This is a genomic window from Paenibacillus sp. FSL H8-0048 (assembly GCF_038002825.1).
In the GTDB taxonomy this organism is placed as follows: domain Bacteria; phylum Bacillota; class Bacilli; order Paenibacillales; family Paenibacillaceae; genus Paenibacillus_AQ.
In genome coordinates, this window is record NZ_JBBODF010000001.1 from 3,282,234 (window position 1) to 3,306,342 (window position 24,109).

Genomic DNA, 24,109 nt, shown 5'->3' on the forward strand with positions numbered 1-24,109 from the left:
GGCAGGCAGATGCAAACGACACTGCCGCTGAAGCAGCCTAGCCAAAAAACTGCGTAATATAGACCATCGCCAGCAGCCCGAAAATAAACGAATACGTCGAGGGCCGTTCAAATCCGTGGCCGTGGCTCTCCGGGATCAGCTCCTTATACACGATGAAGAGCATCGCTCCGGCAGCGAATGCCAGCCCGTATCCAACCACATTCTGTACATAGCTGGCTGTAAAATAACCGATCACGGCCGACACCATCTCCATCAGCCCGGTCAATGCGGCTATAATTAACGCCTTGCGCCGGCTGGCGCGGGCATTCATCAGGAAGATCGCCAGAATCAGCCCTTCCGGCATATTCTGCGCGCCGATCGCAATCGCCACCATCGGGCCGAGGCTTGTCTGCTCGCTGGCATAGCTGAAGCCTGTGCTGAGCCCTTCGGGGATGTTATGAATGAACAGCGCAATCATCACGAGCAGCGCTTTGGAATCCAGTGTACTGAGGCCGGGCTTATTCTCCACATCGATATGCGGAATATGGCTCTCGATCAGATCGAGCAGCAATACGCCGGTAATCAGCCCCAGCGTCAGGGCGATAATACCTGATTCCTTGATCGCCTGCGGCATCAGCCCGAACGTGCTTGCAGAGACCATGATCCCGGCGGTGAAGGCCACCAGCACATCCTTCCACAGCTCGGACAGCCTCCTTACGAACAGAATAGGAATAACGCCCAGAACTGTTGCCATTGCAGACAAAAAGCTGCCTAAAAGTGCACCCGCCAAATCTTCAACCCCTTTTGTGGACAGGACTATAGATTAAGCATATGCTCAAGGCAGCTATAAATAGACCCAAGCTTCAGAGTCTCGTATACCGTCCCAGCCCCCGGTCTTCAAGCTCTGCCTTCGGGACGAACTGAAGTGCGGCAGAATAGATATGATAATGCTGCTTCGCCGGCTCCGGTCCGTCAAAGGTCAGATATCCCAGATAAGCTCCGCTCAGCCTGCTGCGCAGCACGGTCCGCACCTGCCCGCCGCTATAATCGGCTTCCCGCCGGATCATCCCCTCTTCCACCGGACCCGTGAAGCTGGGCCAGCCTGTGCCGGAATCGAACTTGGCTGCCGAGCTGAACAGCGGATCACCGCTGATCACATCCGTGTAGAGCCCCTCCTCGAAGTGGTCCCAATACGCGTTCTGGTAGGCTGGCTCCGCGCTCTTGTTCTGGGTGACCTCATATTGCAGCTCTGTAAGCCGCTCCCGCAGCCGCTTCTTATCCTCACGGCTGTTCCAGTGCAGCGCTGTGAAGTCGTCACGGCCCGAGCCCTTCTGATATAGCTTATAATCCAGCGGATGGGTCAGATAGTATTGCTGATGCTCCGCTTCCGCCGGATAGAACGGCGCAGCCGGCAGGATGGGCGTCACAATCGGCGCCTTGAAGCGTTTACTGGCCTTCAGCCTCTCCTTCGACAGTTCCGCCAGCTTTCGCTGCTCTTCATTCTGAACGAAGATTGCCGGAGCGTAAGAATGCCCCCGGTCCATGAACTGCCCGCCGTCATCCGTCGGATCGATCAGCTGCCAATAGATCTCCAGCAGCCGTTCATACGGGAACAGCTCCGGATCATAGACAATCTGCACCGCCTCCCGGTGCCCGGTAGTTTCCGACCCTACCTCTTCATAGGTCGGATTCTCCGTATGCCCGCCTGTATAACCTGACACTACCGAGACGATGCCCGGCAGCTCGTCGAACGGCTTGACCATACACCAGAAGCAGCCGCCGGCGAAGGTCGCCAGCTGCAGCGTATCATTCGAAGTCAAACAGACCGCCTCCCTGCATGCTTTTCCCCTATTATATCTGAATATCCCGCTTCTCCAAAACGGTCAGGGTGATGGTTAGAGAGAGCAAGATCCAAGCTGCAGGAATCCACAACGCGCGTATATAATCTCCCGTCCCCGAGAGCAGAATCAGCTGTGAGTTCTCCACGTATATCCCCGAGAATTTGAAAATCTGCGTCATCAGGGAATGCTCAGAAATTGTACGAAGAACCGCAGAGGAGGCGTCCTTAAGATACCCGCTGAGCAGCAGGTTGCCGAAGATGAAGAAGAATGCCGCTACCACCGCCGAAGCCGGTTTGCGGATCAGCATCCCCAGCATCATAATTGCTGCACAATAAGCTGCCAGGTAGAGCAGGTTCAGTCCCAAGGCTGTCAGACCAGCAGCCAGATCCTCAGTATATCCGGTATGTCCCACTGGAGCCCCTGTGATCAGCGCTGCCGCCAGAGAGAAGAGATAATATAAACCGTAGAATTCCAGCAGCCAGCCCAGAACGGCAAGCAGCTCCAGTACGTATTTACCGGTAAAGTATTTCATCTTGCTATGCCCGGCAGCAATAATATTCTGCACCGAGCCGTACTCGAAGCCTTCGGTTGCAAAAAAGCAGGCATGCAGCGGAATAACCAGATAGAACAGGATGGAGAACGAAGCAGCCGTCTTGAGCGGCTCTGTATAACTGCCCATGTCATAACCGCCTTTGCCGCCCAGAATTAGAACAAGTGCGAGGCTGGCTAAGGCGAAGACTGCGGTAACGCTTTTGAAGGCCAGATCCTTACGCAAATAATAGATTTCAGCCTGCCAGAAGCTCCTCATCTTCCGCCGCCCCCGATCAAATCCATATAATACTGCTCCAGATTGGGCGCCGTCAGCTGAAAGCCGTCCACCGGAATCTCCCGCTGCACGAGTATAGCCATCAGGCGCTCCAGATCCACCCCGCTTCGGGGAAGCTCGATCTCTCCGGTCTGCTTAACCCGGATATCCCCGCGGCTAAGCTCCTGCCTCAGCATTTCAGCTACAGCCGCTGCCGGAGATGATGTAGTAATACAGATCATCACCTGTGCAGACTGCTGCAATTCAGCAGCCGAAATCTCCTGAATCAGCCGGCCCTGATGAATGAAGCCGTATTTACCGGCCAGCAGCTGCAGCTCACTCAGAATATGGCTGGAGATCAGCAGGGTCACGCCTTGTTCCCGGGACAGCTGCTCCAGGATATGCCTGACCTCCACAATTCCCGCCGGGTCGAGTCCATTCACCGGCTCATCCAGCACCAGGAACTCCGGCCGGTTCAGCAGGGCCACGGCAATTCCCAGCCGCTGGCGCATGCCAAGCGAATATTCGCCCGCCTTCTTCGGTCCCGCCTCATCGAGACCTACAAGCTTCAGCACTTCAGCGCTCCTCCCCTTATCCCTGATGCCGAAGATCCTGCAGTAAAAGCCCAGATTCTCCATCGCATTCATATGCGGATAGAGCGAAGGGCGTTCAATCAGGAAGCCGATCCGGCGTCTGGCTGCAATCTGCTTCTCCTTACTCTGCTCTCCGAATAAGGCCATCCTTCCGGCTGTCGGATGCACCAGACCGCCGATGATCCGCATCAGCGTGGTTTTACCCGCTCCGTTCTCCCCCACGAAGCCGTATACATCTCCCGCCTTAATTCTCATGCAGAGCTGATCCAGCGCCGCTCCTGTAGAGTACGCCTTGGATAAATCCTCAGCCTCAAATACCGTTGCCGTCAAAGCAAACACTCCTTTTCCCATTCAAATCTGTTGACGGCTTAACGATACCATCTGGTGTTCCCTCCGCTAACGCAGGTGTCATATTCACGCGGGATCATGTCGTTTTTGAGGATGAAAATGTATAATATAGGGATCAATGCAAAGGTGGAGAAGCCGATGATTCATATTGCTGTGTGTGACGATGAGCCCCGTGCAGCCGGAGAGGCCGAGCGCCTCATTCTGGAAACCGGTGAAGACTTGAACGAGCTTATTGAGATTTCCCTATATTATTCAGGAGAAAGCTTCGCCCGGGCCCTTCGGGACGGCAGGCAGTTCGATATTATCTTGATGGACATTGAGCTGGGCGGTCTGGACGGCATTGCGGCGGGGCAGCTCCTGAGGGAGGATGACGGCTATGATCCGGTGCAGCTTATCTATATTTCCAGCCATGAAGAATACCATATGCAGCTGTTTGACCTGCGTCCTTCGGGATTCATGAAGAAGCCGGTAACGCCGGAGAGCTTCAAGCAGAAGCTGGTCCGGGCCATACATAAGACCCTCCGTCTCCGGCAGCAGGGCCGGACGAACTTCCTTGCGGTACAGCTGAAGAACCAGGAACTAAGGATTCCGCACAGGGACATTCATTATCTGGAGAGCAGCATCCGGCGGATTACACTGGTTACTCAGAACCGGACACTGCAATATTACGGGAAGCTGGTAGTGGAGGAGGAGAAGCTGGCGTCCAGCCATTTCGTAAGAATTCACCAGTCCTATATCGTAAACTTCTATTCAATCCAGGCCATCAGCGCCAAAAAAATCATGCTCACCACCGGCTGTGAGCTGCCGGTCAGCAGCAAATATAGCCCCGCTGTGCGCAGGGCCTATCTGAATTTCAGAGGGGAGCTGGTATGACTTCTGTGCTCCTTGATGAAATTATTTATCTTGCTGTACTTCCGCTGCTGCCATTCGTACTGCATCTCTTCTTCAGCCGTTTCTTCATCTGCCGTCTTGAATCCCGGCTGCGGCTGATTGCACTGTATATGCTGTATATAGGTGTTCACACTCTGTTCCATTACAGTTCCTTGCCCGCTCTGCTGCTGATGGCCGGCAATGTCGGACTGGTATTGGTGTTGTCCTTGTTTTACCGTGGGGCTTTTGCATGGCGGTTGTATGCTGCACTGTTTATCTCTGCTGTAATTGTCCTCAGCGATGGGGCATTTCAATGGATATGGACAGACAACGGCTACAGAATCAGCCTGCTGCTCTCGAAGCTGTTGATGCTATTGCTCGTTATCCTGCTGCGCCGGGGAGTAAAAGGCGAGTGCCGGGGCCAGCTGGACGGAGGATTGAGGTCCATTGTCTTTCTCTGTCCTTGCCTGAGCATTGTCGTGCTGCTAGAGTTGTCCGGCAGTCCCTTCTTCCGGCTATATCCGCAGTTATTCCCTGTCGTTCCCGCCTTGCTGCTCGCTATTAATCTTCTGGTCTTCCTCCTGATTGACCGCATGCTGAGCGCACAGTCTGAACGCAGCCAGCGTATGCTGCTGGAGCAGCAGAATAGCTATTATGTGAACCAGTATCACCGGAACCGGGAATTCCAGGAGGAGGCCCTCCGGTTCCGCCATGACTTCAACCATATTCTGCTGGGCCTGCGCTCCAGAATTCTCAGCGGAGAAGAAGCTGCCTCTACAGCCGAGCTGGACGCTCTGCTGGGCTCGGCTGGACAAGCCCAAGCCTACTGCAACACGGGCAACCCGGTTATTGACTCCATTCTGGATTACAAACGGCAGGAGGCATCCTCAGCAGAGATTGAGCTCCGGCTGGAGCTGAGCCTTCCGCCCCGGCTGATGCTGGATACCGCTGTCATCAGCGTTATTCTGGGTAATGCCCTTGACAATGCACGGGAAGCAGTCAGTCTGATCCCCAAGGAACAGGGAACAGAACGATACATCGCGGTACATATGCATTATCTGAATGACAGCTTATTCATACGGATTCAGAATCCGTACTACGGGTCTGTCCTCCAAGGCCCAGGCGGCGAGCTGCTGACGACCAAAAGCGATAAGCGCTCCCACGGGATCGGACTGCGGAATATCCGCCAGACGATGGAGCGGGCCGGCGGGCTGTTTCAGCTTGCTTACAGCGGCCAGCTGTTTCAGCTGGAGCTGGTGCTTTTTCATATGGAGAGAGATGAACGTGGCAGAGGACAGGTGTCCGAGGGGGAATGATGAGGAATAGGGCCTACTTCAGTTTCTTGCGTTCGTTGCGGGGCTTGATCCTATGGTTGTTGTCCCATAACTCCTTGTGCATCAAGCCCGAGAATACAAGCATGACAAGCGTCAGCACCAGCACATACTCACGCAGAATATCGGATAAGCTGCCGGACAGATTCAGCCCGAGGATGATATTCAGCCTTCCCCACAGCAGATTGAGACACAGGAGCGCTACCGCACCATAAGTTACCCACACACTGCGGAGATACAAATTATAGGTGCGCATCGGCCCGCGTCCGATGAAATATTTGCTGTAACGGATAACATATGCGGTAAAAGCGATCAAGGCGATCAGTTCCAGTGTAATCAGTACCAAGTCAATAATGTCCATGCAGATCATCTCCCCTTCTACCTAAGCCAGTGCGGTGCAGATCAATAAGCCTCTCTAGATCATTGGATTCATACGCCTCCTGAATTTGGCCCAGGGTCTCAATTTCCCGTTTAACCCGGCTGGGCTTCAGCTCGTGCTTGCGAAAGATATCGAGGAGCTTCACTTGTTGACGACCTCCTCATCATTAGGTTTTCGCTCTGCGGTTCCTCTCTCAATCAGCAGCTTCACGAGCGTACGGTTATATTCGCTAAGCTGCTTCTCATTCTCCTCATCGCGTTTCTGATAGTTCTGGATTACTTTCTCTTTATTCGCAATTTGCTTAACACTCCAGATCAAGGCAATAGATAACAGAACATTCAGCACGACTGAACCGTTGTTATCTACGAAAAGGCCAGTCAATGCACTGAAATCCATCTGTATCCCCCCATTTCCTAATGTAATCGGAACGGATTCGCGCCTTTACCCCTGTCCACATTTTCGGCGAAATTCCTTGCCGCCACTCTAACAGAATCACCCTCAAGCTAATCTACTCTAGCAAGTGCCATTCTGATTGGGTTGAGCAGCAAAAAAAAACCGGAGGACCCGTAATCCGGGCCCTCCGGAGAAGGCTGAAACAAAGATTATTTGAGTTCCGAGATCCGCCGGACCAGGGAATCATACAGGTAGATCAGGTCACCGGAAGGCTTGATGCCAAGCTCGCGGCTCAGCAGCCGTACGTAGTCTGTATAGACGGCATTCAGACCTTTTTTGTCTCCGGCCAGCTCGTGAACGGCCATCAGCTGGCGGATCACCGATTCATCCAGCGGATTCCGCTTGTTCAGCTTCAGCAGCAGCTTGGAGGCCGCAGCGGAATCCCGGCTGGCAATGAGCGCTGCGGCCAGCCGTTTGACGAAGGAGGCATATAGTTCCGCATAACGCTCCGTCTCATGGATAGCCCACACATAAGCCTTGTCGCCGAACAGCTCCCCTGTATAGAGCTGCTCGATACGCATAGCCCTCTCTATATCGGGAGGTTCTATGGTGTGCAAGGCGGCTGCCTCCTGTTCAAATTCCAGATAGTCCATAACCGGCGTCTGAAGCTCAAGAGCATATCCGTCGTTCTCCGAACGGATGGCTTCCCGCAGGCCCAGCGGCTCCAGAGATTTGCGCAGTTGATAGACGGTAGTGTTAAGATAGCTCTCCGCATTGGCCTTATGCATGCCGCCGAAGATATCCGCAACCAGCCTGGAACGGGGGACGCGCTTCCCCCGGAGCAGCAGCAGATAGGCAAACAGTTCGGCACATTTACGGGAGGTCCATTTGACCCGGCCTGCCCCGCTGCTCACAGCAACATCCCCTAGCATCGTGAGCGTTACCCGGCTGGAACCGGCCGGAGCCTGCTGCATCTCTGGCAGAGGGGAGAGCCTTGCCGGAGCAGCCCGCCGCTGAGTAATCACCCGGTTCACCGTGCGCGCAAGCCGCTCCTGGGAGACCGGCTTGACCAAATAATCCAGCACGGACAAGTCGTAAGCCTCCAGGGCAAATTCCTTATGTGAGGTCACGAACACCATTTGCACTGGAGAACCGGCAGCCGCCAGCCTGGCTGCAAAGGCCATGCCGCCCTCTCCCGGCATAGAGAGGTCTACGAAGGCAAGCTCCACATCCGGGTGCTGCTCCAGAAAGGCAGCAGCCGACTCCGTATCTGTGAACGTACCCGCAAGCTCGACTTCAGGCAGCTTAAGCAGCATAGTGCTAAGGATCAGATGCATCATCCGTTCATCATCGACCAGTATAACCTTCATTTGATATCTCCTCCCTCCAGCTGCCCAGTTACTCCATCCGTTCTCCTCCGGCCGATCCCGGCAAGGTGAAGAAGAAGGTGGTTCCATTACCCGGCTTACTCTCAAACCACAGGCTCCCGCCATGGATGCGCACGAATTCACGCGCGAGTGCCAGGCCGAAGCGGGCATCTCCTGCCTCCTCCCCCAGCGGTGCCTTCAGAATCGGTTCCTCCAGACGCAGCATGTCTGCGGTCGCTTCATCGATACCAATCCCGTTATCGCACACAGACAAGATAACCTTGTCCTCTTCAAGAAGGGCCTCAACCACAATAGAGCCGCCTATCCCCGTGAATTTGATAGCGTTAGAGAGCAGATTGCGCAGGATCAGGTCCAGCATTTCTTTATCCGCCCGGACGGTTAATTCGCTGCCGATGCGCTCCGTCAGGCGGATCTGCTTCATCCCGGCTTTCGTACCCGCCAGCATCAGGGCCTGCCGGACCACCTGCTGCACACTCCAGGCCTGCGGATGGAACGACACCGTCCCCTTCTGGCTGCGGTACCAGTCCAGCAGATTGTCAACAAGCTGGAACGTATTCCGCACCTGCCCTTTGATCTCCCGCACCACCTCCGCGTGCTCATCATCTGCAGCTGTCAGCCCGTCGCCCAGCAGCTCTGTCAGGCTGACCAGCAGTGCTACCGGATCGCGGATATCGTGGGCCACAATGGTGAACAGCTTGTCCTTGAAGGCATTCAGCTCGGATAGCTGCCGGGCATTCTCGCGCAGCCGGATCTCGCTCTCCTTCAGCTCGGTAATGTCGCTGAACAAGAGGATTTTGCCGATAGGGGTGCTGCCAGTATCATGAATGAAGGACAGGCTGCAATTATAGTACAGACGCCTGCCAGCCTGGAGCCGCTCGTAGGCAAACCGTTCGTCCTCATCGCTTAAGCCCCTGAGACGTCCAAGCAGCTCCCCGCTGCCGGCAAGCACCTCCGTCATATCCGCCGGGTAGCGCCGCCTGCTCCCAAGCTCGGGAAACATCTTCTCTGCGGCACGGTTGTAGCTGACGATCTGATTCTCATAGTCGAACAGAAGGACACCGTCCCGAATCGTCTCGAACACCTGGGCCATAGCCAGCGGAGTCAGGCGGAGCAGGTTGAATCTGAGGATACCCCAGGCGTAGGCGATGCCCGACACTGCAAATCCGAACGGTGTGAGATCTATCCGGGTTCCGGTCCACAGGAACAGATTGAGCAGCATAGGCGCAACCGCACCCAGAAGCAGCACAGCAATCTGTTTGCGTACAATCGGCAGCGCCCGTACAAACATGGATATGAACAGCGCAATGCCGCCAAGCAGCACCAGATAATTATAAGCAGCATGGATGTTATACCACAGTCCCTTGACGGTGTAATACAAGGAGACCGAAGGGTCCGTATTCAGCAGGAAATCCCGGTAGATTAGATGATGCCATTCATTGGTGAGCTGCAGAATGAAGATGACGGCCGGGATCAGGAACAGCAGAGCGATCAGTCGCTTGCGGAAACGCGCAGCGGCTCCGGTGAATTGAATCGCTTGTACCAGCCATAAGGTGGACACAAAAGGAATACCCAGATATTGAATGTGCAGCGCCAGCTTCACCTGGCTTAAGTTCCCGCTAAGCAGCTCAAGACCATAGCCGAAGGCGTAGAAGGCCGCTGTCAGCATAATTAGAATCATCGTTCTGGCAACAGGCAGATGTCTTTTCTGGTACGACAGGAACGACACAAACAGCATCAGTGCTGCTGCAGTAAAAAGCATAATCGACATCCAGTGCCTACTTTCCACGGCTGCGTCTCCCTTAATAACAAATTCTATTAAGTTAGGATAGCACCTTCCGGGGCGGGGTGTCCACGCCTTGATTTTTCATGACAGGTTACCGGCAAAGGCCGGTCCTTATGCGGACCGGCCTTCACTGTACCCTCATTTCTTACTTGGATACTTTGTAGATAATCTTGGATAACGTCATGACCAGCGTATAGTAATTTTTAAAGTCCGAGATATACTTGCCTGCCGCCTTTTCGAACATCTTAAGGACAATCTTCGCCCCAATGTAATCGCGGTAGACATCCCATACCGCTCCGGCCGAATCCAGCACATTTGCCCCGGATACAATCAGCACCTTCAGTGCATCCTCCGGTTCAATCACTTCTGTCACCTTCAGCTGATTGGTAACATCGGCGATACTGATCCTTCCATTACGCATGGCAGATACCACCACGATCATGGCGATTTCATTGTTGTCCAGCAGCCTGCGCTCGATGCTGCTCAGACTGTCATAGAATTCCCGCTGTTTGGCGGTAGATACCTTTTTGAGAATACGGTAGGTCTCCTTGAGCACGCCGCCCGTGGCCATCTGAATCGCCGTTCCCAGATCCACGAGTGAGATCAGCCCGGAATCCAGCATCCCCTGGGCAATATCATCCATGGTCCAGCCGCCAATCCCCACCAGCAATTCCAGCAGCCAGACCGGCTGATAATTGATCGCGATCAGAGCACCCGCTACCTCACTAACCTGTGTAAATCCTCCGTCATACAGGGCTTTGGCTAAGTAATAGTGGCTCATACTGCCCTTATACTTGTTCAGCAGCTTGGCAATATCAATTGCGGACAGGCCGAGCTGCTGTCTCAGTACTGCAATGGTATTGTCGGTCTCCACATTCCGGTAGCGGATGTATTCGCTTGGTGTATACCCATTGCGGATCAGCCATTGCAGCTGCTCGTCCACGGACCAGCTTTTGCCCAGGAAGACCAGGGCCTGCTCTACTGGAAGTCCGAGCTTCCGTAGAATCGCAGCAATGCTGTCCCCGCCTTCTCCAACAACCTCAAGACCTCCCATAATCGCTTCGCCACCGTAGCCCTGCTCACGCATGGCAAGGGCAATCTCCGCGATTGGCGCATCAGGCAATCCTGCTCTTACGATCTTAAGCATCTTGTAAGGAGCCAGACTCCACTTGCGCAAAAACTGAACGATGGCAGCTGGTGTATTCACGCCGAGCTGCACCAGCTGTGTCCCCTGCTCCTCTTCCGTGCCTGCATTCTGGCGCATTTCGTTGAAATAATTGTAGCGCATCTTCAGAATGCTGGCGTTGTCGTACCCCAGACTCCGCAGTGTATCCACCAGGTAGCCGGACGGCGCCAGCTCAAGCAGTCCCCGCAGATTCAGTTCGGCAGCGACATCATTGGCACTCGCTCCCCGGTCCTTCATGCGCTTCAGATAGGCATAGAGCGGATCAGCCCCGAACACTTCGGTTACCGCTGCCCGGACCCGCTCCGCAGGCATCACCGCAGTAGTGATTGCATCCAGTACTCCCAGAGCGTCCAGATTGAACATCACCTTCAGCGCAAGCACGATATCGGTATCGCTGAAATTCGCCTTCATATAGTTCGCCACTGTACCCGGGCTGCCCATAGAGGTGGCCGGAATCAGCTTCGCGAGGTAACCGACATTCGTGCTGCTGTAATACACCGTAGTGACGGCCAACCCAAGCTCTGGACCCTTGACATGCACAGCCAGGAGGGCGGTTGCTTCATCGGCACCCAGGTTATAAGCATCCTTCAAATACTGGAGGATATCCTGCACCGGTGTACCTTGCTTATAGAGCAGGCTTACAGCAGCTTCTGCACCCGTGATTCCATACAGATCAAGCACTTGCTGAAGCGTTCCAGAGGATGTGCCCACTGCGAAATACACCTCAGCCACTGTCTTCTGTACTGCATCCGCTGTGTAAATACCCAGTCCGTTCAGGAGGGCCTTCGTCTCCGCCTCCGTCTTGCCATAGCTCTTCTTCAATAGTTCTGCGATATACGCCATCCGGTAGCCGCTTGTGCTCAAGACCTGCGCCGCTTGCGGGGCCTCTGTGAAGATGCCCTGTGCTCTGAAGAGCTCCATTACAGCGGGATCATAAGCAGTGCCATATATAGCACTGATGCTGCTCAGAACCGCAGAGGTATTGAACGAGCCATCGGCAATCAGCAGTGCTGCGGCTGTAGCTGCGGACTTCCCGTTATACTCCTTAAGCATTCTGACAATATCCTGGAGCGGGTAGCCCGCAGTCCATAGATAGGCAATGGCCGCTGGCTCCCCTGTAATTCCGGCTTCCTGCAGGATAGATTGAGGTGTTACAGCCGTAGCACCTTCCTCCGCAGCTGTCCCGTAGACCTGCCGCACCGTCCATTCTATAATGCTGGCGTCTTCCAAGTGGAGCGACAGCAAGGCGTCATAGGTAGCCTGTAGCGTATTACCGTAGTAGTTCTTGGATACTTCACTCACATCCTGCAGTGTGTAGCCCAGCGAACGAAGATATGGCGCTGCATCCTGGATGGAAGCAATTCCGCTGCGGTTCAGCAGCTCCTCTACACTCTCATTTACCGGCTTGCCATAGAATTCCGCCACAGCAGTCAGAATGTCTGCCGCCGGATATTTCCCGGATTGCAGCAGGCTGTAAGTCGTCTCTCCGGCGCTGAGCTTGTAGTGCGTCTTGCCTGCAAGCACCAGGTCGGCGAGTGCAAATCCGGCGCTTATCAGCTCCGGCACAGCATCAGCGAACACGGTGATCCCCAGCGCATTCAGCGTATCGAGCCGGGTCTGCGTCAGATTCTGTCCGTATACATAGGACACCGCACTCTGGATGTCCTCATCACTATAAGTGCCCTCGACAGTCAGAGCGGCGGCAGTCTCACCGGCCGTTAACCGGTAATGCTCCTTGCCCACCCGGACGATCCCGTTCAGATCAAACTTCATGTTACGCAGGAAGGTTACGGCAGATTCCAGGGTGACCAGCCCGCTGGCTGCCAGTGAATCCACGATACTCTCACGCTGCGAGGTCCGGTAGATATCCGTCACCCCCGCAAGGATATCCTCCTGGCGGTATAGCCGGGAATCTCCGAGCAGCTGCAAGGCGGTTCCCGCAGATAATCCGTATTCTGTCTTGGCCAGCCTGATGCTGTTCGCCAGACTGAACCGGGCCTGGAACACAAAGGCAATGGCTCCCTCGAAGGAGGGGTCTCCCTGCCGGACAAGCAGCGCATGGATCACCTGCTCTACGGACAGTCCATAGACAGAGGCAAGGGTCGTTACCAGTACATTTTTATCTGCCAGAATATTCTTCTGCACGAAGAGCAGTGCGGTTTGACCTGCATCCTGATGGAAGGCGTCTTTGGCGGAAAGCGCAATATCTTTGGGGGCGAATCCCGCATTCCACAGATATTCAACAGCTGTTCCTACTTCAGTAATTCCCTGCTCCTGCAGCGCTTCTGCTACCGTACTTCCGAGCGTCTGTCCGTATACGGAAGCAAGCCCGGAGAGAATAAGACTCTGATCATTCGGGTAAGCGGCGGTAAGCAGCTTGGCTGCTTCACCGGCCGTAAGCCCGTAATAATCTTTGAGTGCGCGGGCCATATCCGGCAGCTTATAGCCGCCCTTCTGCAGAAATTCCAGTCCGTCTCCCGGTGATTTGAGCTTGGCCGCACTCAGCAGCTGCGCAACGGTAATCTGCTGCTGGCTATACAGCGACTGCAGCAGCGCAAGCGTTGCCTTCAGGTTGTTACGCACTCCGGCATGGATCAGCAGCCCCCTCATCACCTCATCCTGGCTGAATCCGCCCTGAATCAGGGCCGGGCCCACCTTGTCCGACTGCCAGTAGGCAGGGTACCGTGCGGCGAGCGTATTAATCACAGAGGAGGCTGTAGCCCCCTGCGCCCGCAGCGTCTGAATCCACAGCGCGATTGGATCGTTGCCGTAGGCCCAGGCCGCTGCCCGGCCGATATCCTCCTGATCCTCATCAGTCTGCTGAAGCAGTAGTGCAATCGTAGCAGCGCTATCCAGCCCATAGGCTTCGCGCAGGACCAGCGCCCGGTCCTTCAGCGGATAAGGAGCCAGCCGGTCAATGACCTGGCTCATGGTAAGACCTTTTGTAACCAAATAGGCAGTCACATCACTTGCTGCAATTCCGTATGTGCTGAAGACAGACACCCATTCGCTCCACCCTTGGCGGTCGAATTCCGCAGCGACTTCTTCGAAGGAATACCCTGCATTTTTCAGCGCAGAGATCAGGTAAGGCATTCCCTTCGCTCTGACACCCCCTGTAGGGTAGAGATTAATCGTTCCTTCCACTATCATGTTCAAGGTATAGCTGCTGGATAAGCTCATGGCTACCGTAATCTCCGGCAGGGTTGCACCGGCGAATAAATACTGGGTATCCTTCACCACCGTACGTACATCACAGGCGCAGCCGAACCGGGACAAAGCCTCAGTGCGCTCCAGCTCCACCCAATCCTGCATGGTGAGGCCCATCTGCCGGATAAGCGGCTTGGCAATCTCGTACTTATCCCACAGTCTGGAGTTACTCATAACGGCCGCTAGTGCGGTAGCATCCGCCTTCCCGTCTACCTCCTGGGCGAACACAGTACGCAGCGCCGTCAGGACCTGGTCTGCTTCGTAACGGGTATTGTAATCATTGTAGAACAGATCCATGGCTCCGCTCAACGTCAGCGGTGTTCCCGCTTGAATATAGGCATCATGCATCGTCTGCAGCGATTGTACCGGCGTCTTGCCCGCCAGCCTGAATTGTCTGAACAATTCATAAGGATGGCTGCCCTGCTTCAGATAATAATCTGCTAAGAGAACCGGATCATATCCCCCGTCCAACAGGTATTTCAGGATATGCTCCCGCTGGGTCTGGGTAAGCCCTGGAGAGAGCGCCGCAATGCTTGCCGGAAGCTCTGCACGGAACTGCTCCCGCAGCAGCGCGGCCCGTGCCGAAGGCTCATATCCGCCAGCAGCGAACTGGGCAAGGATATCGCTTAACGGGGTACCCGCCGATACCCATAAATCATTCACAATGAGGGCAATTTCCTGCACCTCATAGTGCTTGGCCGTTAAGGCGCTAATGATAACAGCGGCTCCGTCACCGGCTGCTTTCACCGCTTCAGCCGCTTCCCGGGCAGACACCTTGGCATTAAGCAGCTCGGATGCCGCATCTTGCTGGGAATACTCCCGCCGCAGCAGAGCATACGTATAGGCTGCCGGGAAGCCGGCGTCCATGAAGGCCTGCCGCATTTCAGCCGCACTGGCATAGCTGTACTGCTCTGCAATCGCCTTGCTCACCTCCGCCGCCGGATATCCGGCTTGAGACAGCCAGGCTGCACTTGTAACCGCACCCTCCTGGTACAGCTCCTTAATGACCGCTGCCGATTTCGTTGCCGGCTGCTTGCCTTCGGCCATGGCGGACACCGTCTCTGCGTGGCTCAGACCATAGGCACTTTGGACAGCTCCGGCAATCCCGTTGCTGTCATAACCCGTACGCCCGAGTAACTCCACGGTATTTCCGCTTGTTTCATTCCAGTTATCCCTCAGGACCTTCGCCGCTTCTGTCACCGGTACATTGTAGCGCTTCAGATATCCCAGGATATCTTTGCTGAGCAGACCAAATCGCTGAAGGACCGGGCCAATCTCGCTGGCCGAATAGCCCGCCGAGAGGAGCTCTCCTATAATCAATCCATCATACGCAGCCGTAGCTGGCTTAAGCGAATTGTAAGCATCAAAGAGCGCTGACGCATCCGCATTCATTGCATACAGGATAGGAGTGATTTCTGAACGGATCATCCCGTATTCGACCAGCACCGCACGGTACAGATTCGCTGCCTTGAAGCCGCCGTCCCGCAGAAGCTCCGCCGTCTCCAGCGCCGTCTTGCCATATTGCTTGTGAAGGATTTGAGCCGGGTAGGCTGCATCGTTCTTATAGGCATAGCTGGAGACGAACCCGGCCAGGGTCGCCACATTGGCCACCGGCAATTCGTCAAAGACAGCCAGGAACGTCTGATTGACCGCCTTCACCCGGTTCACGCCGGTGTAAGCTGCCGATACCGTAGAGGCTGAGCCAATTACCCGGCCGCTGCTATTCCAGCTCAGGAGAATCTGCGCCGGATCTGCGCCGAGTGCCGCAGTTACGGAGCTCTGCCATTGTCCGTCGATCTTAACGGAGAAGGACCCGCTTGCTGTTACGCTGGCCAGCGGCTTGTCGAACGTCAGGATCACCTGGGTTCCGCTCTCTGAAGAGGTTGCATCCATAAGTTGCGGCGGCGCGCTTATATTATTCACCGTCAGCTCCGCTCCAAGCTCATACCCCGCTGCGCTCAGCCGCAGCTTGAATTCCTTATTGTAGGCCAGGTTCGCTGCCACCTTGTACGTCTGGCCGAAGTCTGTGGTGGACACCGCGCCCAGTGTGACCGGGTTGTTGCCGGCGTCCTGCAAGCTGAACTGTACATCTGGAACCGGCGCACTGAAGCTTACAGTGAAGCCATTCTCATTCACTCCGGTGAGGCTTGAGGCAACATGGTAAGCCACGTACACTTTAGCCGCTGCGCCAAAATCATACCCCGCTTTCTTCAGAGTCAGCATATACGTGCTGCCTTCAGCAAGCCGGGCTTGAATGATGAAGGTGCCGGCGTCAGTTCCCGCTGCGATCCCCGTCACGTTGATCTTATCGCCTGCAGCCGTCAGAAGCTCCACATCCTCAGGCAGCAACGTGATAGACTTGCGGGCCAGCAGCACACTTATTCCGCCGGTATCCGCACGGGTGACCTGGCTCGTAACCGCAACCGGCAGAACCACTTCCAGCGGCCCTTCTACCGGGTGAATTGAATCCTGCACCGTAAGTGTGTACGTTTGTCCTGCACTTATAGGCACACGCACCTGATATACTTTGCCCGCATCTGCTGTACCGGGATTAGCATCATAGAATGAGCTTGCGGTAAGGGTTATATCCTGCCCGTCCGGTCCGCTAAGGCGAACGGAAGACAGCTTCAGATCAGGCACGGCCTTGCTCAGATTCAGACTGAAGCCTGAGGTACTAATGCTACCCGCAGTCAACTGCAGCATCGGAAGAACATCCACATGAACCGACGGGCCAAAATCATACCCCTTAGCGGTCAAGGCCAGCCGGTATCCCGCCCCTTCAATTAGCTTCGCTGCCGCTTGGTACGTCAGCCCGCCGTCCGCCGTCACCAGGGAATCAAGCGTAACAGCCTCACCGCTGCTGTCCTTCAGCAGAATGTGATTGACCTTCAAATCTGGAACTGCGGATTGCAGGCGCAGAGTGAACCCGTTCTTGGACAGCGTCTCAATAGACTTGGCGACAGGCTGCAGCACCGTGAACGGCAGCACCATTCCGAAATCATACCCGTCAGCCGCAATACTCATGCTGTAATCCGTTCCAAATTGCAGCGCCGCCCGCACAGCGTAGGTTGCACCGCCATCTGCCGTGGTTGCCGCAGATGCAACGCTCTGATTGCCCTCCGCATCCTTCAAGATGAAGCTGGCTGCGTGAAGTCCCGGAATAGCCGGGTCCAGCTTCACCGTCAGCCCGTCGTTTTGTATGGAGTCATAGCTCAGTGCGATGGGAACCGGTACCTTCACCGCAAGCGGGGCTCCGAAGTCATAGCCTGCCGCAGTCATAGTCAGCGTATAGACCGCTCCAGCTGTAAGATTAGCAGATAACGAATACGCGGCTCCCGCATTCAGCTCCTTGACAGCTGTAACCGGAGTGGCCTGCCCGGCAGCATCCGCCAGCTTGAAGCTGCCTGCCTTAAGCCCGCCAACAGCCGGGTTCAGGAGAACCGTTACCCCTTGCCCGTTAACCGGCCCTGTCTCACTTGTAATCACACTTGGCAGCGTAGCAGACAAGACCTCCCCGAAGTCATGGCCCGGCTGTTGCAGCACAATCGTATAGGTCTGGCCTCCGGCAAAGGCTGCCTTCAGGCGGTAGGTCAAGCCATGGTCGTCCGTCACCGCAGAGGACACAGGCAACGCTTGCCCCCTGCTGTCTTTGACCGTGAAATCAGCGGCGCTAAGTCCGAAGACACCGGGATTCAGTCCGAGCTCCACGTAATCCGAGCCTGTTCTCAGCACAGCCGCGCTGATCATCGCCGGAACCTCAATGAAGAGCGGAGCACCGAAGTCATATCCCTGCCTCGCAATGCGCAGCGCGTAACGCTCGGTTCCCCAGAAGCTCGCTTCCACCTTATAGGTGAATCCTCCGTCTGCTGTCGATATTTTCAAGGGATGAGTCTGGAGTGTGTTCTCCCCTTGGGTAATGTTGAAATCGCCCGGCAGCAGACTTGGCATCGCTTGATCGAAACGGACGGTGAACGCCTGATTGTTCCCGCTCTCCATCCCCTCGAATGCAGCCGCAACAGCCTGAATGGACAACGGCAGCTCCGTACCCAGATCGTATCCCGCCACATGCAGGCCCAGCTTATACTGCACGCCTGCCTTCAGATAGACACTAACCTCATAAGACCGGCCTGCATCCCGGGTAAGGATCGAACGGAGGTTAACCGTTTCGCCCTGCTCATCCGTCAGGCTAAGATTCCCGGGGTCCAGACTGAGCGGGGAAGACAGATTCAGCTTGAAGCCGGTCAGCGACAGCTGATCCACCGTGACCGCAGCCGCATTCAGGGTGAACGGGTCAATGCTGTCAAACACATACGGTGCCTTCGCAGCAATCTTCACCGTGTACGTCTTGCCGCCGGATAGCGGAACAAGCACGTTATAGCTGCCTGGAGCAGTGGAAGCCTGGAGGGATTGTACCGCAGCGATATTTCCCTCTTTATCAGTGACCGTAATATCCGCAGCGCTTAGACCAGGCACCTCCGTGCTCAATACGAGCTTGAAGCCGCTCCGCGACTGGCTGTGAATGATTGCATACACCCCTACTTGGAAGCCCACCGTAAGCGGAGCCCCGAACAGATAGCCGGGATACTTGGCTTGCAGAGTATACGTCTCGAAGGCGTCGAATTTCCCTTCAATATTGTACATCGCGCTAGCCGGACCTTGAGAGGTCACCGTAATTGCAGTCTTGCGCCCTTTGCTGTCATACAGGGTGAAGTGCTCCTGTGTCATATCTGCCAGATTCGGCGCAACCGACACCACAATCTTGTTCAGTACAGTGCCCACCAGCCGGAGAGCAGCCGACGCCGAGATATCGAAGGAGAGCGGAGAAGCCAGCCGGAATTCCTCTCTCGCCAGATCCAGCGTATACCCCTTGCCCGCTGCCGCCGCATTCAGCGTCACCTGGTAGCTTAGCCCCTGATCCGTTGTCTTAAGTGAATAATCGGATTCTGGAAGCAGATTGCCGCTTGGATCGCGGAGAATCAATTGCCGCGGGGTGAGACCGGGAACCCGGGAGCTGAATTGAAGCTTGAACCCCAGTACCGTCACATTGCTGACCACAGCCGTAATCGTTGCGGATATTGAAAAAGCAACCGGTTCATTCACCTGATAAGCTACATCAGGCTTGTACTGCACCGTATACGTCTGTCCGCCTGCAAAGGCACCGGCCAGAGTGTAATGAGCGCCCGCATCCGTGGTCGCCGCTGAAGTCAGTGCAATGCTGTCACCAGAGGCATTCCGGATCACAAAATGCCGCTGGGCCAGCCCCGGAACCGGCGCATCCAGCTGCACCTTCACGCTTGCTGTCGTCGCCTCCGTAACTGTCAGCGCTGGCGGCAGCCGGAAGGAGACCGGATTCATTGAGAATTCATCCTTGTCCAGCTTAACCATATAGGCCATACCCGGCTGCAGCTGATTGCCCGGCACTCGAAGCTGGTAGCTCGCCCCGCCGTCTGCCGACTCGAACAGATTCGGATAATAGAGCGTGCCCGCTTCATCCGTTAACGACAGTCCCAGATAATTCTCAATCTCCGGGAACGCGGGAGTGAACTTCAAGGTGAACTGCCCGTCCTTCGTTACATCCGCTATGCTGGCGGCAATCCACTTATTCACATGGAATGTGACCGGCGAGTCGAAGAGGATGTACCCTTTCTTCAGCATGATCGTGTAGTCCGCATTCTCCGCAAGCGTTACCCGCACACGATAGGTCCCGCCATTGTCACTCGTGCTTAAGGCAATTCCGCTTAGCTTGTTATTCTGCGCATCCGTGATCGTGAGGTCACCAGGCAGCAGGCCCATCACCGGATTGGCAAAGGAAAGCTCGAAGCCTGCACTCGTGATCTTCGATACACTTGTTGTTCCTGCGTCTGTGGTAGCCGCAACCTTGAAATTCACACCCGCTTCCGGCAGATGCCCGGCCAGCTTCAGATTGTAGCTGCCTCCCGCCAGATGGGCCGACAGCCGGTAGCTTGCGCCCTGGTCCGTCGTTGACGCCGAGGATACCACTACCGGATCACCTGTATCGTTGTTGAGCAATACGAAATTCCCGGCATCCAGCCCATCCACGGCATAATCAAGCTTCGCAAGCAGCCCATTGTTCTCAATCTCTCCGACAGAGACTGTAGCGGTTAGCGGAACCAAGAAGGAGACAACGTTCGGGTCCACCTCCGCATCCAGCGCGAGACTGTAGTAGCCCGGGGTCAAGGCGGCTGAGAACTGATAGCTTCCGCCTTGCTGATCGTTCATGACGATCTTCTGGATCGGAACCTCTGTGCCTTCGAAGGCACGGGTTAGCTTAAAGCCGTATTGCGTATTAATCTTCATCGCAGGTGCCATCACAAGCGTGAAGCCGCTGTATGTCGGATCTACCACCGTGTTCTGGGCATACACATAAATTTTCTTCGGCGCGCCGAAGTCATACCCGTCCGCATGGGCAGATACGTAATAACTCTGACCGCCCTCTCCGTCAAAAGTCACTACATAAATCCGCTGCTGGTTATCCCACGTCACACCTGTAATCGCAACCTCACGGCCTGCCAGATCCGTGGCGCTGAATTGTTCAGCCGTCAAATCCGGCACGCGCGGATTCAGTCCAGCCATGAATTGGGTCGGCTTCCGCCCCGCTCCCCACACATTCAGAGTCGCATTCACCAGTGTGGCCGGCTTCCCGAAGCTGTAGCCCGGAGCCGTAAGGCCAAGTACAAATGGGCCTCCGGCATTAATCTCCGTGGTAAGCAGCTTGTAGGTGCGGCCCCCGTCACTGGAGCTCGCCGAGTCCAATACAACCGCCCCGCCGCTGCTATTCTTAAGCTCAAAGGCCGAGACTGTTAACCCGGGCACCGCCCGCCCGAAGTGAACCGTAAGGCCGCTATAAGCACCAGGGTACCCGTCGAAGGTCGTATACTTACTAATCTCCACTGTCTCAGGAACAACTACAGTCCCTTGTATGAACCGTCCGTCATAGAGATTGACACGGTAAGCATAACTTCCTGCTGCGGGCAGATCCGCGGCTATCACTGCCGATGTTCTGCCCGGACTAAGCTGGACTTCATCCACCGCTACGGCCCCGCCGCCCGGAGCCAGCAGAGTCATATCGCCTGCCGGGAAGTCCGGTGCGCCTTGCGCAAACCGCAGCTCAAATCCGCTATGCGTCACCCAGCCTGCCGAAGAAGGAACCTCCTCTGCCTGGACTGCCAGAGCCGCCGGTTCCGTGAACTCATACCCGTCCATATCAAGTGAAAGAGTATACGAATCCTTCGGGGCCAGGCTGGCCCACACTTCATATTGCCGGCCCGGAACCACTGTACTGAGCATATCGATACTGACAGGCCCGCCCGCAGCGTTCTCCAGCACCAGGCTCAGTGAATCTACATCCGGCACTGTCTTATCCATGGACAGGATGAAGCCGTAGGTTCGCACCGTGCCAACCGAAGGTTCAACCTTCACCTTGCCTGCGGCTGGTACAGTCACTTCAAGAGCTGTCCCGAAGCTATAGCCGCTCCGTTCCATACTCAGCGTATAGGTGCTGCCCGGAACAAGCCCGGCAGTAATCGTGTATACTCCGCCATCCTCTGTGGAAGCCGTTCCGTCCACTGGAACACCGCTGCCATCCCCCGCCGTCAGGGCGAAATTGGCAGCGGTCAACCCCGCCACTGGCGGATTCAAGGATGCCTGGAAGCCCTTCTCCGTAATGCCGTAGACCTCAGCAGATACTGAGATCACTACCGGGTCGGTGACCGGAACGAATACGGACACCACCCCGCCGAAGCGGTAGCCCGCCTTCGACACAGTTAGCAGGTAGGTAGCTCCTTCCTGCAAGCCGGCTGCCAGCCGGTAAGAGGTTCCGCCGTTAAGAGCGGCAGCCTCTTGAATAGCTACAGCTTCGCCCGTCCCGCTGCGCTTCAGGGTGAAGCCGGACAGCGGCACATCTGCGACCGGCTGATCAAATTGGACCTCCAGGCCAGCTGCGGTAATATTAAGCGCCGCTGTAGCGACCTGAATGTCCTCTGGTGCGGTCACCGGAACAACGAAGGTTAACGGGTCGCCGAAGACATACCCTGCCTTGGAGAGAGTCACAGAGTAGGTCTCTCCCTCCTTCAAGTCTGCGGCAACCCGGTAAGTGCTTCCTCCGTTCAGTGAGCCGATGAAGGCTATCTCTACGGCCTGTCCCGCGGCATCCTTCAGCGAGAGCTCTGCTGCTGTCAGATTCGCAACAGGCTTGCTGAAGCTAAGCATGAAGCCTCCCAGGGTGCCGAGCGAAGCAGTGACTGCTACCTCAAGCGGCTGCCCTGCAGGCGGCAGGGTCGGCTGAGGTGTTGGGGATGGAGTGGCTGTTGGGGATGGCGGGGTCGTCGGATTGCTTCCACCACCACCGCCGCCTCCACCACTAACTCCGCCAGTTCCACCTGCTCCGGCAGGAGGCGTGCTTGCAGCCGGAGCAGTAACCGTGTACTCTCCGCGTGCCGTAGTCTCCACGCTGCCTGGGGAACGTTCAAACACTACTTTTGGAGCATCTACCAGCGCCTTCACGATTTCCCCAGTGCCCGATACACTGGCTGTGCCATGCAGCTCCAGATCACTCACCTTCACGCCTTCGTTCAGCGTAATAGCCGAACCACTAACTCCCCCGGCAACGTTTAAGCGGCCTATGGTCCCCGAGGTGACCACAACCTTGACGTTGCTCTTAATCTCCACCGAGCTGAAGTCTCCGCTCAGGGTAACTTCACCCGACCCTGAAATGACAACTCCCTCAATCCCGCCGGACGCTGTCCCGCTCTGCTCTGACTCAAGCTTAGTCTCAGACTGGACATTCAACTGCCTGATGATCGTTGTCCCGCCGACCACAACCCGCACCAGACCGTCCGCCCGATCCACGGTTACGACACCGAGCCGGGACTGATTAATATGTACACTATGGGCACCGCCGCCTTGAATATCCGTGCTGCCCTGTACCGTCACCTGTTCAAGGTAGATCTCTCCGTCTCCGACCTTGGAGCCGATGAGCAGATTTCCTTGAACCTGTATATTGCGCAGCGTTATGCCCGGCGCATTCAGGGTAAGATCACCGGCAACGGTGAACGAGCCTGTAGCAGGACCATAAGTGCCGCCGGTCTCCAAGGTCTTCGCCGGAGGAATGATCCCTCCCTCTGCCCGGCTGCCGGACTGCTGCTTCAGACGGTCCAACAGTACTACGGCTTCGGCCCGTGTAAGCTGCCGTGAAGCTGCAATCGTTCCATCCGGGAAACCCTTCATGTAACCGGCACTTAGCACAGCACCCAGTGCATCACGGCCATAGCCCGGAATACTGCCCGCATCCTTGAAACCCTTCAGCGGATCTTCGCCGTCCTTCATCAGTACAGGCGTAAGCTTGGCGAGCATCACAGCCGCCTCCACCCGTGACAACGGCTTGTCCGGCTGGAAGGTCCCGTCAGGAAATCCCGTCACATATCCGGCCTGGACCGCTGCCTGCACCTGTGAGACGAACCAGGCCGCAGAGGGAACATCCTTGAAGCTGATCTTTCCCGTTCCCCGGTAAGCGAACAAGCGGTTCACTAACGCCACGAACTCTATGCGTGAGATAGCCTGATCAGGCCGGAAGCTTCCATCCTGGAAGCCTTTGATATACCCGCCCCCGATCCATTCGCTCATTTGCGGCTCCGCCCAATGACCGCTGATATCGCTCGCAGCAGAGGCTGTCCCGTTCACAGCCGCAGCCTCTGCCTGGCCAGTCTGCCAAAGTCCGGGATTCCACAGCCCCGCAATTAGACTGACAATCAACAGCCAATGGAGCAAGAGCCTGATTCTCTGTTTTGCCCGGTGGTTCTTCACGTCAATTCCCCCTTCATCACAGCACCCATGTTTTCGACAATCAATGAGATTTTTCTCATAGACAAAATCATATCTTGTATATTCGAGTCTAAAGGAAGGGAATAAAAGAATAATGAAAACTTTCGGGGACAAACAGAGAAAAACCGCGCAGCAGCAAGGCTTCGCGGTTTTTTATTTAATGAAA

12 protein-coding genes are annotated in these 24,109 nt (G+C 55.8%); 2 read left to right on the forward strand and 10 right to left on the reverse strand.

The window, feature by feature from the left end:
* Positions 1-37: 37 nt before the first annotated feature.
* The 4 genes from NSU18_RS14010 to NSU18_RS14025 all read right to left on the reverse strand — a co-directional run bounded on the left by NSU18_RS14010 (position 38) and on the right by NSU18_RS14025 (position 3,548).
* Positions 38-769 (reverse strand): ZIP family metal transporter, encoded by a 732-nt coding sequence (locus NSU18_RS14010; RefSeq protein ID WP_341149312.1) that lies wholly within the window; start codon positions 767-769, stop codon positions 38-40.
* A 73-nt stretch (positions 770-842) separates the two neighbouring features.
* Positions 843-1,799, reverse strand: a complete 957-nt coding sequence (gene msrA, locus NSU18_RS14015) for a peptide-methionine (S)-S-oxide reductase MsrA (RefSeq protein WP_341019036.1) — start codon at positions 1,797-1,799, stop codon at positions 843-845.
* A gap of 31 nt (positions 1,800-1,830) precedes the next feature.
* On the reverse strand, positions 1,831-2,628 hold the full coding sequence (locus tag NSU18_RS14020) for a hypothetical protein (protein WP_341019035.1): 798 nt from the start codon (positions 2,626-2,628) through the stop codon (positions 1,831-1,833).
* Positions 2,625-3,548, reverse strand: a complete 924-nt coding sequence (locus tag NSU18_RS14025) for an ATP-binding cassette domain-containing protein (RefSeq protein ID WP_341019034.1) — start codon at positions 3,546-3,548, stop codon at positions 2,625-2,627. Before NSU18_RS14025 ends, NSU18_RS14020 begins: the two co-directional genes overlap by 4 nt.
* A gap of 156 nt (positions 3,549-3,704) precedes the next feature.
* Between NSU18_RS14025 and NSU18_RS14030 the strand changes: the two genes are divergently transcribed.
* Together NSU18_RS14030 and NSU18_RS14035 are read left to right on the forward strand one after the other, a co-directional pair.
* Positions 3,705-4,439, forward strand: a complete 735-nt coding sequence (locus NSU18_RS14030; RefSeq protein WP_341149313.1) for a LytR/AlgR family response regulator transcription factor — start codon at positions 3,705-3,707, stop codon at positions 4,437-4,439.
* Positions 4,436-5,752 carry a GHKL domain-containing protein gene (locus NSU18_RS14035; RefSeq protein WP_341149314.1) on the forward strand — a complete coding sequence of 439 codons (1,317 nt, stop codon included), beginning with the start codon at positions 4,436-4,438 and terminating at the stop codon, positions 5,750-5,752. The genes NSU18_RS14030 and NSU18_RS14035 overlap by 4 nt, the downstream gene beginning before the upstream one ends.
* A 13-nt stretch (positions 5,753-5,765) precedes the next feature.
* Here the strand turns inward: NSU18_RS14035 and NSU18_RS14040 are convergent, their stop codons facing one another.
* The 6 genes from NSU18_RS14040 to NSU18_RS14065 all read right to left on the reverse strand — a co-directional run bounded on the left by NSU18_RS14040 (position 5,766) and on the right by NSU18_RS14065 (position 23,925).
* Positions 5,766-6,128, reverse strand: a complete 363-nt coding sequence (locus tag NSU18_RS14040; RefSeq protein ID WP_341019030.1) for a hypothetical protein — start codon at positions 6,126-6,128, stop codon at positions 5,766-5,768.
* Positions 6,115-6,291 (reverse strand): hypothetical protein, encoded by a 177-nt coding sequence (locus NSU18_RS14045; RefSeq protein ID WP_155991288.1) that lies wholly within the window; start codon positions 6,289-6,291, stop codon positions 6,115-6,117. The genes NSU18_RS14040 and NSU18_RS14045 overlap by 14 nt, the downstream gene beginning before the upstream one ends.
* Positions 6,288-6,542 carry a hypothetical protein gene (locus NSU18_RS14050; RefSeq protein WP_341019028.1) on the reverse strand — a complete coding sequence of 85 codons (255 nt, stop codon included), beginning with the start codon at positions 6,540-6,542 and terminating at the stop codon, positions 6,288-6,290. The genes NSU18_RS14045 and NSU18_RS14050 overlap by 4 nt, the downstream gene beginning before the upstream one ends.
* Positions 6,543-6,748: 206 nt before the next feature.
* A complete protein-coding gene (locus NSU18_RS14055) occupies positions 6,749-7,909 on the reverse strand; it encodes a response regulator (RefSeq protein WP_341019026.1) in 1,161 nt (386 codons plus the stop codon).
* 28 nt (positions 7,910-7,937) lie between these two features.
* A complete protein-coding gene (locus NSU18_RS14060) occupies positions 7,938-9,695 on the reverse strand; it encodes a sensor histidine kinase (protein WP_341149315.1) in 1,758 nt (585 codons plus the stop codon).
* Positions 9,696-9,855: 160 nt separating this feature from the next.
* The gene (locus NSU18_RS14065; RefSeq protein WP_341149316.1) at positions 9,856-23,925 is read right to left on the reverse strand and encodes an S-layer homology domain-containing protein; all 14,070 of its coding nucleotides are present in this window, start codon (positions 23,923-23,925) and stop codon (positions 9,856-9,858) included.
* Between the last annotated feature and the right edge of the window lie 184 nt (positions 23,926-24,109).